General features: G+C 42.6%; 16 protein-coding genes and 1 pseudogene. 9 read left to right on the top strand and 8 right to left on the bottom strand.

Going from position 1 to position 11914, the window contains the following annotated elements:
- Positions 1 to 53 precede the first annotated feature (53 nt).
- The 6 genes from SMIDD26_RS07750 (at position 54) to pepF (ending at position 5660) form a co-directional block, all read left to right on the top strand.
- Positions 54 to 1142, top strand: a complete 1089-nt coding sequence (locus SMIDD26_RS07750; protein ID WP_061439744.1) for a M50 family metallopeptidase — start codon at positions 54 to 56, stop codon at positions 1140 to 1142.
- Positions 1123 to 1554 carry an NUDIX hydrolase gene (locus SMIDD26_RS07745; protein ID WP_061439743.1) on the top strand — a complete coding sequence of 144 codons (432 nt, stop codon included), beginning with the start codon at positions 1123 to 1125 and terminating at the stop codon, positions 1552 to 1554. Before SMIDD26_RS07750 ends, SMIDD26_RS07745 begins: the two co-directional genes overlap by 20 nt.
- Positions 1547 to 2020 (top strand): GNAT family N-acetyltransferase, encoded by a 474-nt coding sequence (locus tag SMIDD26_RS07740; protein ID WP_061439742.1) that lies wholly within the window; start codon positions 1547 to 1549, stop codon positions 2018 to 2020. Before SMIDD26_RS07745 ends, SMIDD26_RS07740 begins: the two co-directional genes overlap by 8 nt.
- Before the next feature lie 137 nt (positions 2021 to 2157).
- On the top strand, positions 2158 to 3108 hold the full coding sequence (prmA, locus tag SMIDD26_RS07735) for a 50S ribosomal protein L11 methyltransferase (protein WP_061439741.1): 951 nt from the start codon (positions 2158 to 2160) through the stop codon (positions 3106 to 3108).
- Position 3109: 1 nt separating this feature from the next.
- A complete protein-coding gene (locus tag SMIDD26_RS07730; RefSeq protein ID WP_061439740.1) occupies positions 3110 to 3853 on the top strand; it encodes a 16S rRNA (uracil(1498)-N(3))-methyltransferase in 744 nt (247 codons plus the stop codon).
- A 10-nt stretch (positions 3854 to 3863) separates the two neighbouring features.
- Positions 3864 to 5660, top strand: coding sequence for an oligoendopeptidase F (gene pepF, locus SMIDD26_RS07725; RefSeq protein WP_061439739.1), 1797 nt, complete (start codon positions 3864 to 3866; stop codon positions 5658 to 5660).
- A gap of 167 nt (positions 5661 to 5827) precedes the next feature.
- Here pepF and SMIDD26_RS07720 read toward each other — a convergent pair whose 3' ends face one another.
- Positions 5828 to 6217, bottom strand: a complete 390-nt coding sequence (locus SMIDD26_RS07720) for a nuclear transport factor 2 family protein (RefSeq protein ID WP_061439738.1) — start codon at positions 6215 to 6217, stop codon at positions 5828 to 5830.
- 151 nt (positions 6218 to 6368) lie between these two features.
- Between SMIDD26_RS07720 and SMIDD26_RS07715 the strand changes: the two are divergent.
- The 3 genes and pseudogenes from SMIDD26_RS07715 to SMIDD26_RS07705 all read left to right on the top strand — a co-directional run bounded on the left by SMIDD26_RS07715 (position 6369) and on the right by SMIDD26_RS07705 (position 8283).
- Positions 6369 to 6700 (top strand): annotated as a pseudogene (locus SMIDD26_RS07715) (winged helix-turn-helix transcriptional regulator).
- A gap of 11 nt (positions 6701 to 6711) precedes the next feature.
- On the top strand, positions 6712 to 7503 hold the full coding sequence (locus SMIDD26_RS07710) for a DUF2785 domain-containing protein (RefSeq protein WP_061439737.1): 792 nt from the start codon (positions 6712 to 6714) through the stop codon (positions 7501 to 7503).
- Between the two features lie 111 nt (positions 7504 to 7614).
- Positions 7615 to 8283, top strand: coding sequence for an MIP/aquaporin family protein (locus tag SMIDD26_RS07705; RefSeq protein ID WP_061439736.1), 669 nt, complete (start codon positions 7615 to 7617; stop codon positions 8281 to 8283).
- Between the two features lie 57 nt (positions 8284 to 8340).
- Here the strand turns inward: SMIDD26_RS07705 and queF are convergent, their stop codons facing one another.
- The 7 genes from queF to SMIDD26_RS07670 all read right to left on the bottom strand — a co-directional run bounded on the left by queF (position 8341) and on the right by SMIDD26_RS07670 (position 11891).
- The gene (queF, locus tag SMIDD26_RS07700) at positions 8341 to 8832 is read right to left on the bottom strand and encodes a preQ(1) synthase (protein ID WP_000082587.1); all 492 of its coding nucleotides are present in this window, start codon (positions 8830 to 8832) and stop codon (positions 8341 to 8343) included.
- Between the two features lie 19 nt (positions 8833 to 8851).
- Positions 8852 to 9568, bottom strand: coding sequence for a 7-carboxy-7-deazaguanine synthase QueE (gene queE, locus SMIDD26_RS07695; protein ID WP_000196462.1), 717 nt, complete (start codon positions 9566 to 9568; stop codon positions 8852 to 8854).
- On the bottom strand, positions 9561 to 10004 hold the full coding sequence (gene queD / locus SMIDD26_RS07690) for a 6-carboxytetrahydropterin synthase QueD (protein WP_000464573.1): 444 nt from the start codon (positions 10002 to 10004) through the stop codon (positions 9561 to 9563). The genes queE and queD overlap by 8 nt, the downstream gene beginning before the upstream one ends.
- Positions 10004 to 10657 (bottom strand): 7-cyano-7-deazaguanine synthase QueC, encoded by a 654-nt coding sequence (gene queC / locus SMIDD26_RS07685; protein WP_061439735.1) that lies wholly within the window; start codon positions 10655 to 10657, stop codon positions 10004 to 10006. The genes queD and queC overlap by 1 nt, the downstream gene beginning before the upstream one ends.
- Before the next feature lie 201 nt (positions 10658 to 10858).
- Entirely contained in the window at positions 10859 to 11173 is a 315-nt protein-coding gene (gene trxA / locus SMIDD26_RS07680) for a thioredoxin (protein ID WP_001029579.1), read from the bottom strand.
- A 16-nt stretch (positions 11174 to 11189) separates the two neighbouring features.
- Positions 11190 to 11411 carry a DUF4649 family protein gene (locus SMIDD26_RS07675; protein WP_000570253.1) on the bottom strand — a complete coding sequence of 74 codons (222 nt, stop codon included), beginning with the start codon at positions 11409 to 11411 and terminating at the stop codon, positions 11190 to 11192.
- A gap of 99 nt (positions 11412 to 11510) precedes the next feature.
- Positions 11511 to 11891 carry a MarR family transcriptional regulator gene (locus SMIDD26_RS07670; RefSeq protein ID WP_000221630.1) on the bottom strand — a complete coding sequence of 127 codons (381 nt, stop codon included), beginning with the start codon at positions 11889 to 11891 and terminating at the stop codon, positions 11511 to 11513.
- Positions 11892 to 11914 lie beyond the last annotated feature (23 nt).

Raw genomic sequence — 11914 nt, 5'->3', positions numbered from 1 at the left:
AAGAGGGAGAGTTTTATCCTTATCCGAGATACTAGGAGTTGGTTGGAGATTTTATGAAGAAAATTGGGATTTATTTGGTTTATGTGCTAGCTGTTGTCTTTATTATGCTGGCTTGTGCTTGTGGAACAATCGCATTTGCAGAGCTGGGGTATTCCGCAGTTTTAGTCTTTACTTTTGGTTATGCCTTCGCTCTTCTAAGCATGTATTTAATCTTGATTCTTCATGAGCTGGGACATGCTTTTTGTGGCTACTTGACAGGCTATCGGCTGGTGGCTTTTGGATTAGGACATTTTATTTTGACCAAAAAGTCAGGCAGGTTTCATCTTAGTAGAACAGCCATTCTGAAAAATGTTGGTGCTCAATACATTGGTTTAAAAGAGGATGAAAGCGATCAAAGAATCATCCTGATGCTTTCAGGAGGCTTGATGGTTCATCTCAGCTTGATATTATTGGCGATATTGTTTGGATTTTTGACAAGAAGCTGGTATTTTGCAGGGACTTGGATTTTTCTTAATTTGTCTTTCTTCCTAAATAATATTTTGCCAGTCGGCATCACCGATGGAGCAAAAATTTGGGAATTGCTACAACACCCTGCAAATACGAAATACGCCTACCTGATGTTGAGGCATTCTGCCCAGACCTTGCTAGCTCCTCAAGAATATGATTTAAAAGACTTTATCATGTCTGTTGATGAGGAGGCGAGAGGGAGTTTTGCAGAAAGTGTTCAGACTCTTCAGGGATTGGTATTCATATTGGATGATAATATAGAGCTTGCAAAGCAACAGTTTCAGTCTGTGTTAGAGAAAACAGATAACCCAATGTCTAAAACTATTTCTCAATTATACCTTCTTCAAATTGCTCTGATGGAAGGAGATAATAAGAAAGCGGAAGAATATGCAAGTATTCGAGGGGTCAAATCCTTTTTATCTATTAAAACAGCAGATATGCAGGTCATTCAAGCCTGGTATCAATTTAAGGTAAAGAAAGATGTAGTTCAAACTCACAAGGCTATGAAGATTGCTAGACAGAAAATGAATAGCAGCCGGATGTTACGGGATGAGAAAATCTATTATCAAAACTGGTTAGCCGAGCTGGAAAAGGAAATGTCAGAAGGAACTGAAGATGAAACTAGAAATATCTGATTTCACAGGCTGTAAGATTGCTTTGTTTTGTGGGGATAGGCTCTTGACCATCTTACGAGATGATAAGGCAAGCATTCCCTGGCCCAATATGTGGGAACTGCCCGGCGGTGGGCGAGAGGAGGATGAAAGTCCGTTTGAGTGCGCGGCGCGTGAAGTTTTTGAGGAACTGGGAGTTCATCTGACTGAGGATTGTCTGCTTTGGAGTAAGGTTTATCCAAGTATGCTTTTTGCGGATAAACAATCTATATTTCTAGTCGGTCAGTTGACACAGGACCAGTTTGACAGTATCGTATTTGGAGATGAAGGTCAGGCCTATCAGTTGATGAATGTTGAGGAATTTCTTAGTTCCAGTCAAGTTGTCCCTCAGTTGCAGGATAGAGTGAGAGATTATATGGAGAGTAACTATGATTAGGCTAGAACGAGCAGGAGCAGAGGATTTAGAAACCGTAATTGCAATTCAAAGAGCTAGCTTTAAGGCTGTCTATGAAAAATATCAAGATGAGTATGATCCTTATCTCGAGGACCGTGAACGAATTAAGTGGAAACTAGTCGAGCGTCCCAATAGCTATTACTACTTTGTGAAAGAAAAGGACGAAAAAATCGGATTTCTTCGAGTTCAGACTAATGACGAGTTAACGAAAGCTTGGTTAGGAACGGTAGCGATTTTGCCCCAGTATCAAGGAAAAGGTTATGGTTCTGAAGGATTGAAATTGCTGGAAAAGGAATTTCCAATGATTAAACAGTGGGATTTGTGTACGGTATTACAGGATGAAGGTATGGTTGATTTCTATGAGAAGAACGGCTACCATCAAACCCATATTGAACCTGAAAAAGAAGGCATGGATATGGTTTACATGAAAAAATGCATAGAGAAATAGAAAGGATAGTTCAGTTACATTTCTAAACTGAACCCGCCCTAAACACGGTGCCAAAAAGATAAACTTCTCTTAGACACAAGCGTCTTCAGAGAATTTCTTATTTTGGTTTTGTGTTTTACGGGCTTGGTATCTTAAATATGGAAACATGGCAAGAGTTAAAAGTTACAGTGAAGCGTGAGGGGGAGGAGTTAGTTTCCAATCTCTTGATCGAGCTGGGAGCGCAAGGCGTTGCGATTGAAGATAGCATGGACTATGTGGGAAATGTTGACCGCTTTGGCGAGATTTTCCCAGAGGTCGAGCAGCAAGAAGAAATTGTGGTGACCGCCTACTACCCTGACACGGTGGATGTGGCAGTGGTTGAAGAAGATTTGCAGGCCCGTCTCGCGGAACTAACTGATTTTATGGACTTGGGTGAGGTCAAGATGGGGACAACTGCCTTGGCTGAAGAAGACTGGGCAGACAACTGGAAGAAATACTATGAGCCAGCTCGAATTACTCATGACTTGACTATCGTGCCGTCTTGGACAGACTATGAGGCGACTGCTGGGGAAAAGATTATCAAGCTGGATCCTGGTATGGCCTTTGGGACAGGAACCCACCCAACTACCAAGATGAGCCTTTTTGCCTTGGAACAGGTTCTTCGTGGTGGCGAAACGGTGCTAGATGTGGGGACTGGTTCAGGGGTTCTCTCTATTGCCAGCTCGCTGCTTGGTGCCAAGGAAATCTTCGCATATGACCTAGATGATGTGGCGGTTCGTGTGGCTCAGGAAAATATTGAGCTCAACCCTGGTATGGAAAACATCCATGTAGCTGCAGGAGACTTGCTTAAGGGTGTTGAGATTGAGGCAAATGTGATTGTAGCTAATATCTTGGCGGATATCCTCATTCATCTGACAGACGATGCCTATCGTTTGGTTAAGGACGAAGGCTACCTCATCATGAGTGGCATTATCAAGGACAAGTGGGACATGGTGCGCGAGTCGGCTGAGTCAGCTGGATTTTTCCTTGAAACTCATATGATCCAAGGGGAATGGAATGCCTGCGTCTTTAAGAAAACCAAGGATATTTCTGGTGTGATTGGAGGCTAGCATGCAACAGTATTTTGTCAAAGGCAGTGCTATCTCTCCTGTCACCATCGAGGACAAGGAAACCAGCAAGCATATGTTTCAGGTTATGCGCTTGAAAGAAGATGATGAGGTTACTTTGGTCTTTGATGATGGAATTAAGCGCTTGGCGCGCGTGCTGGATGTGGAAGCCCGTCAGTTTGAGTTGATCCAAGAATTGGCTGACAATGTGGAACTGCCAGTCCAAGTGACCATCGCATCCGGCTTTCCCAAGGGGGACAAGCTGGAGTTTATCACTCAAAAAGTAACCGAACTGGGTGCCAGTCAGATTTGGGCTTTCCCTGCCGATTGGTCCGTTGCTAAGTGGGATGGCAAAAAATTGGGTAAAAAGGTTGAAAAACTAGAAAAAATCGCCCTTGGAGCAGCAGAACAAAGTAAGCGTAATATGGTTCCAAGTATTCAGCTTTTCGAGAAAAAATCAGACTTTCTAGCTCAACTGGACTGGTTTGACTCTATCATAGTAGCCTATGAAGAGTCGGCCAAAGAAGGAGAAGTTGCTGCGCTTTTACAAGCAGTCGCTGGTCTTGAAAAAGGAGCCAAATTGCTCTTTATCTTTGGTCCAGAAGGTGGTCTGTCACCTGCAGAAATTGAGAGTTTCGAAGCTAAGGGATCAGTCTTAGCAGGACTTGGTCCTCGTATTTTGCGAGCAGAAACAGCACCGCTTTACGCCTTATCAGCCCTTAGTGTTTTATTAGAATTAGAGAAATAAGAGGAAGAAAATGGAACAAAAACACCGTTCAGAATTTCCAGAAAAGGAACTTTGGGACTTAACTGCCCTATACCAAGATCGTGAGGATTTCTTACGTGCGATCGAGAAGGCTCGTGAAGACATCAACCAGTTTAGCCGTGATTACAAGGGCAATCTTCATACTTTTGAGGATTTTGAGAAGGCCTTTGCGGAATTGGAACAAATCTACATTCAGATGAGCCATATTGGTAACTATGGTTTTATGCCTCAGACGACAGATTATAGCAATGACGAATTTGCCAACATTGCCCAAGCTGGGATGGAATTTGAAACAGATGCCAGTGTAGCCTTGACCTTCTTTGACGATGCCTTGGTGGAAGCTGATGAGGAAGTCTTAGACCGTTTGGGTAAATTGCCACATTTAACAGCTGCCATTCGTCAGGCTAAAATCAAAAAAGCTCACTATCTCGGAGCTGATGTGGAGAAGGCCTTGACCAATCTAGGAGAAGTTTTCTACAGTCCGCAGGATATTTACACTAAGATGCGAGCTGGGGATTTTGAAATGGCTGACTTTGAAGCCCATGGCAAGACCTACAAAAACAGTTTTGTGACTTATGAGAATTTTTACCAAAATCACGAGGACGCTGAGGTGCGTGAGAAATCCTTCCGTTCCTTCTCAGAGGGACTTCGTAAGCACCAAAATACGGCTGCGGCAGCCTATTTAGCCCAAGTCAAGTCTGAAAAACTCTTGGCAGATATGAAGGGCTACGACTCAGTCTTTGACTATCTTTTAGCTGAGCAAGAAGTAGATCGTGCCATGTTTGACCGCCAGATTGACCTTATTATGAAGGATTTTGCGCCAGTCGCTCAGAGATATCTCAAGCATGTTGCCAAGGTGAATGGTCTTGAAAAGATGACCTTTGCGGACTGGAAATTGGATTTGGATAGTGCCCTGAATCCTGAAGTGACTATTGACGATGCTTATGACTTGGTTATGAAGTCGGTAGAACCTTTGGGGCAGGAATATTGTCAGGAAGTTGCCCGCTATCAAGAAGAACGCTGGGTGGACTTTGCTGCTAATAGTGGCAAGGATTCTGGTGGTTATGCAGCGGACCCATATCGTGTGCATCCTTATGTCCTCATGAGCTGGACAGGCCGTTTGAGTGATGTCTATACCTTGATTCATGAAATCGGGCATTCTGGTCAATTCATCTTTTCTGACAACCACCAAAGTTACTTCAATGCCCACATGTCGACCTACTATGTTGAAGCACCGTCAACCTTCAATGAATTGCTTTTAAGTGATTACTTGGAACACCAGTCTGAAGACCCACGTCAAAAACGCTTCGCTCTTGCCCATCGATTGACAGACACCTACTTCCACAACTTTATCACTCACCTCTTGGAAGCAGCCTTCCAGCGCAAGGTTTATACATTGATTGAAGAAGGAGAAACTTTCGGGGCAAGCAAGCTCAACAGTATTATGAAAGAAGTCTTGACGGATTTCTGGGGAGATGCCATTGAAATTGACGATGATGCGGCTTTGACTTGGATGCGCCAAGCTCACTACTACATGGGCTTGTATAGCTACACTTACTCGGCAGGACTTGTTATCTCGACTGCAGGTTACCTACATCTGAAATATTCAGAAACTGGAGCTGAAGACTGGCTCAATCTCCTTAAATCAGGAGGTAGCAAGACACCGCTTGAGTCAGCCATGATTATCGGAGCCGATATTTCAACAGACAAACCACTCCGTGATACTATCCAGTTCTTGTCTGACACAGTTGACCAGATTATCGCTTACAGTGCCCAGTTGGGAGAGTAAATTAAAAGAGTCTGGGACAAAAGTTTAACCTTAAATATAAAAAGCGAACAAAACGAGTTATCTGACACTCAGAATTCTGTCTTGTTCGCTTTTTTCTAATCTATCGATTTTAAAAATTTATAATAAAGAATTCCTAAAATCAAAATTTTTTGTCCTGGCCTCTTAAATTATCCCCAAAAGCTATCTTCTTCTGCTTGATCTGAAGAGAAGAGCCAAACTTCTTTGATTTTTCCGTCTTCAATACGGAAGAGGTCAATCCCGTTCATATTGAGTTCAGTACCATCAGCACGTGTTCCAAGAAAAGTAACATTGGCTGCGATTAAATCCTTATTGTCAGAAACCCAATTTGTTACCACTTTAAAGGTTCCATTAGTTTTCTCAGCAAATGTAGCCAGGTGAATTCCTAGCTTGTCCTTACCAACAACTGTACCAGATATACTATGAGTACCAGGTTGATGCCAGATAATATCGTCTGCCATCGTTTCAAAGACACCAGGAAAGTCACCAGCAATTAAAGCTTGGTTATAAGCATTGAAAATTTCTAAGTTTGTTGACATATCTATTCTCCATTTCTTTTTTATGATATAATTGTAACAGTTACAAACAAAAAAACAAGTAGACGCTTTTTCGATAGCTAGTATCAAAAGTGGTACTATTATTGATACTAAAAGATAAATTTTTTTTAAAAAAATAGAAAGAAGATATTTTATGACAAATAAAGTGAGTGAGTATGGTATTTGTCCATTTGCGACAACGCAGAGGTTTTAACGGGGAAATGGGCACTGGTAATCATTTATCAGTTGAGTACGGGTACCAAACGATTTAAAGAATTGCAGAGATTATTGCCTGGGATTACTCAAACTATTTTGACCCGTCATCTCCGTCAATTAGAAAAGGATAAGATTGTTCAACGAAAGGTCTATGCCGAAGTTCCACCACGAGTTGAGTACAGCTTAACCGAAATGGGGCAGGAATTCAGAGTTGTTTTAGATGCTGTCGAGAAATGGGGTCTAGATTATATCAAGTTGCTAGAAATGTAGAGGTATTGACCATGTATCAAGAGTTACTTAGGAAAATAACAGAAGAAAAACCAAGTTATGACCAGGAAGAAATCCAATGGTTGCTTGATCATTTGGGAGATCCTTCTCCAGAAATTCGCGATGACCTTGTTTTTACAAGCTTTGCTAGGGGGATTCAGGAAGAGCTATTTACACAGGAACAATTTCATTTCATTGCTGAAGGGATTTCATCTGATGGAGGGTTAGATAAAGATATTGATAAGGTAGGCCTGTCAACACTTGAACGTTCTTTTAGGGCGCTTATTTATGCAAATCTCTTGTCTGCAGATGCCAACCAGCTATCGATTTTTTATCAGGAATTAAATGCAGGAATTCGTAATGTCCTTTTAAATCAAGGTTTGTATTATCTTTCAAAAGAAAAGGATACAAGGGGTTTTTCAAGTCAGTATGGTTGGGTTCACACTTTTGCACATGGAGCCGATTTACTGACAGAGGTGGTTTGTCATCCAGACTTTCCTAAAAACAGAGTTCATGAAGTATTTGACATACTTGGTCCATTATTTAAAAGAATTCCCATTCGTTTTACAGATGATGAAGATTGGCGTTTAGCAAGAGTGATCTATGAACCTATTTTACAAGGGAAGTTGGAGCAAGAGCAAGTAGCTTCTTGGATAAAAGCTGTTGACTTTCCTATAGAAGAAAGGGAAGATTTTTATAAATTTTCCAACTTCAGATCCTGTCTGTTGGAAGTCTATGTCCAACTTGACCAGAGAAATAGTTTACAAGATGACTTGAAAGAAGCCATCCAGTCTTTTCAATACTAGAGATTAGCTAATAGTTCTATGATTTTCAAGAAAATTTCCAATCAATTTTCTTGAAACCCTTTCCTACTTCTGATAGACTAGTATCTAGTTTTTGAAAAAAGGAGAAAGAAAATGAAAAAATTTGTCGCTGAGTTAATCGGTACGTTCATGCTTGTGTTCATTGGGACAGGAGCTGTTGTTTTTGGAAATGGTCTTGATGGCCTTGGTCACCTTGGAATCGCCTTTGCCTTTAGTCTGGCAATCGTAGTTGCAGCCTACTCAATCGGAACTGTTTCAGGTGCTCACTTGAACCCAGCTGTTTCTATTGCTATGTTTGTTAACAAACGTTTGTCATCAAAAGACCTTGTCAACTACATCCTTGGACAAGTAGTTGGAGCTTTCATCGCTTCTGGCGCAGTCTTCTTCCTCTTGGCAAATTCAGGTATGTCAACTGCTAGTCTTGGTGAAAATGCCTTGGCAAACGGTGTCACTGTCTTTGGTGGATTCTTGTTTGAAGTCATTGCAACCTTCTTGTTTGTTTTGGTTATCATGACAGTGACTTCAGAAAGCAAGGGAAATGGCGCGATAGCTGGTTTGGTAATCGGTTTGTCCTTGATGGCGATGATTCTTGTCGGATTGAACATTACTGGACTGTCAGTAAACCCAGCTCGTAGCTTGGCACCAGCTGTCTTGGTAGGTGGTGCAGCCCTTCAACAAGTATGGATTTTCATCCTTGCACCAATCGCTGGTGGAGTTCTTGCAGCCCTCGTTGCGAAAAACTTCCTTGGAACAGAAGAATAATTGAAACTCAAAAAGCCTTGCTCCTCATTTTGAGGAACAGGGCTTTTTCGTATGAGTTTAACGGTTGTCAATTTTCTCTGGATAAAGGTCGTGTTGGAAGAGGCGTTGTTCTGCCAAGCCTTCATACTTAGTTCCTGGCTTACCGTAGTTGTAGTAGGGGTCAATTGAAATGCCACCGCGCGGAGTGAATTTTCCCCAAACCTCCAAATAGCGAGGGTCTAGCAAGTTGACCAAGTCTTTCCCGATGGTGTTGATACAGTTTTCGTGGAAATCTCCGTGGTTTCGGTAGCTAAAGAGGTAGAGCTTGAGGGATTTTGACTCGACACAGAGCTTGTCAGGAATGTAGGAAATATAAATCGTCGCAAAGTCTGGCTGAGCAGTGATTGGGCAAAGTGAGGTAAATTCAGGACAGTTGAATTTAATAAAATAGTCATTCTCCACATGACGATTGTCAAAGGATTCGAGGACTTCTGGTTGATATTCGAAAATGTAGTTGGTTTCTTTGTTGCCTAGTAGGCTTAGGTTTTTCATTTCTTCTTGTTGTGACATGATTTTTTTCTTTCTAATTTTAAACACCACGTTGGTTATCGTAGAGGAGGGTATGTAGTTGAGGAAGGACGCGGACATTGCCCCAGCTATCGTCAGTAGCGACACGTTCCCAGAGTTCTTTGAGGCGGTCCAGTTGGTCTTGGACAATATTGCCTGTGGCCTTGGGCTCAGGATTTCCAGCCGATAAGAAGAGGACATCTGGTTGGTAGCGCTCTTGTATGCCTCTGGCAAAGGCCAAATCTGCATCGTCAAAGACAGGGATTTTAAAGGTGACCTTATCTGGATCCAGTTGGGAAACGATAAAGTCCAAGGTCTCAAAGTTGACTTCCATCTTGGATGAAGGAGGTTTGGGACTCAGAGTGACTTGGTCGATGTCTTTTAACCAATTTTGCCAGCGAGAGCCTTGAGTCTCGACAGCAAGGGTGACACCGCGTTCCTTGAGCTTGGTGACCAATTCGGCCATGTTGGCTGCTAGGATAGCAGGATTTCCCCCAGACAGGGTGACGTAGTCGTAGCTTCCTAGTTTATCCAAGGCAGCAATGACCTCGTCAGCAGTCATACGAGTTGGCTTTTCAGAGCCATCCCAAGTAAAGGCAGAATCGCACCAGTCGCAGTGGTAGTCGCAACCTGCAGTGCGGACAAACATGGTTTTCTGCCCAATAGCACGACCTTCGCCTTGAAAGGTTGGGCCGAAAATTTCCAGAACTGGTAGTTTGAGAACACGTTCCCTAGTCATCTAACCACTCCCGTCTAAACTCCGCAAAGGCAGTCGGAGTCTCATAGAGGCGAACATATTCCAAACGGAGACCACGTTCGTCTGGCAACTCTTGGTTCATGGTTTGGAAAATCCAGTAAACCATATTTTCAGCAGTCGTGTTCATATAGGGAAGAGTTTCGTTTAGATAGCGATGGTCCAAGTGGGGTTCTAAGTAGTTCTTGTAGATCGCTTTGATGTCTCCGAAATCGTAGGTCATGCCACGTTCATCTAAAAATCCACTGACAGCAATCTGCAGATGATAGGTGTGGCCGTGCAGGGATTTGCATTTTCCCTCATAGTGAAAGAGATGGTGGGCAGCATCGAAGGTAAACTCTTTTGATACCAAGGTTCTGTGAGGATTGTAGACCAGAGACTCCCCAGTTTCCTGTTTGATTTCTTTGGGTGCAAAAAACATTAGTCCTCTCCTTTCTGTGAGAGATAAACATCTAAACCATGTTGACGTAGGTGGCAGGCTGGACAATCTCCACAGCCACTTCCGATAATCCCGTTGTAGCAGGTTAAGGTCTTTTCACGAACATAGTCAAAGGCACCGAGTTGGTCGGCTAATTCCCAAGTTTCAGCCTTGTCTAGCCACATGAGAGGTGTTTGGATAACAAAGTCGTAATCCATAGCAAGGTTGAGGGTAACATTAAGAGATTTGACAAAGACATCCCGGCAATCAGGGTAGCCTGAGAAGTCTGTCTCGCAGACACCTGTCACGATGTCTGTAATGCCCCGTTGCTTAGCAAGAACCGCCGCAAAGGATAGAAAGAGGTGGTTGCGACCGTCAACGAAGGTATTGGGAACCTCTCCCTCTTTTTGCTCAATTTCCAGATCAGAAGTCAAGGCATTTTCAGTGATTTGTCCCAGCAGAGACATATCGAGGATGTGATGACGAATGCCCTGTTCCTTAGCGATTTCTCTAGCGACTTGAATTTCGAGGTGATGGCGTTGGCCGTAGGCAAAGGTAACGGCTTCGACCGTTTCATAGTGTTCTTTAGCCCAAAAGAGGCAGGTTGTAGAATCTTGACCGCCACTAAAGACGACCAAGGCTGATTGACGTTTCATAGTACTCCTTCCAAAATGGGAAATGTTCAGGGCACGCAAAAAGCTCCCATGAGGGAGCTAAAAAATACCAAGTCAAGGTTTTTTTTAGCGATGGCGTGTCCCAAACATCGTAATATTCTATCTACAGTCTAGCATATTTTTTAAAAAATGGCAAAGGGCAAGAAAAAAGAGACCAAAGAAAGTACTTGGTCTCTAGTGCGATTAGCTCAATTCAGCAACGATGGCCTTGATTTGGTCTGCTGTGTGAACACCAGCAACTTGTTTGACCACTTGGCCGTCTTTTTTGAAGAGAAGAGTTGGGATAGACATGATTCCAAAAGCACGAGCTGTGTTTGGATTTTCATCAACGTCCATTTTAACGATTTTCAAGACATCTTCTGAAAGTTCTTCAGACAATTTGTCCAAGATTGGACCTTGCATACGACATGGACCACACCAAGTTGCCCAGAAGTCTACCAAGACCAAACCGTCTTTTGTTTCTTGTTCGAATGTTGCATCTGTAATTGCTTTTGCCATTGTATTTCTCCTTTTTTTAGTTATATTGGCTTAAATCTTGTTTCTTGAGATAGAAGAAGATATCTCCATAAGTCCCATGGTAGTCCAAATCATGACCCTTGTAAGTTAATTTTTGGACAGGGTAGTAGTCTGCGACGCCGATAAGGCAAGCTTGTTGCGAACGATCAAAGTCTTCATAAGACTCGAAAGTCACAGTTCTTTCATTCTTACTGGCATCTAAATAGGTGATTTCAATCATGTTAAAAACTCCTTTGTTTAATGATGACTTTATTTTACTCCTTGTAAAAGAGAATGTCAAGAAAAATGATTGCGCACGCAACTTTTTTCTAAAATCATCTTAAATCAAGAAATCCAAACCAGTTTCCAAGCTTGCTTCGACAGCCTTTTGTAGCGAGGCCAGTGTCTTTTGCCCATCACTTGTCAGGCAGATAAAACTAGAGCGTCTATCTTGATGGCAACACATGCGACTGAGTAGACCGCAATTTTTGGCTTCCAAGCGAGCGACCATCCGAGAAACAGCGCTCGGGCTCAGATGAAGCTTATCTGGCAGGTCAATCTGGCGTAGAGATTTTTCTTGAGCCAAGTCCAGATAGTAGAGCAGGTAAAACTCTTTCAAGGTCAGACTTTGCTCGCTCTGCTGGGCAATGGTCTCTTCCAAGAGACTTTCAATTTCTTTCTGACGTCGATTGAAGTCAAACCATTTTTCCAAATAGGTCATAGTATCTCCTTTCTTTTTAGAGT

Source organism: Streptococcus mitis, assembly GCF_001579035.1.
Classification (GTDB): Bacteria; Bacillota; Bacilli; order Lactobacillales; family Streptococcaceae; genus Streptococcus; species Streptococcus mitis_J.
Note: the sequence above shows the minus strand (reverse complement) of the source record. Positions and strands in the feature narration are given on the sequence as shown.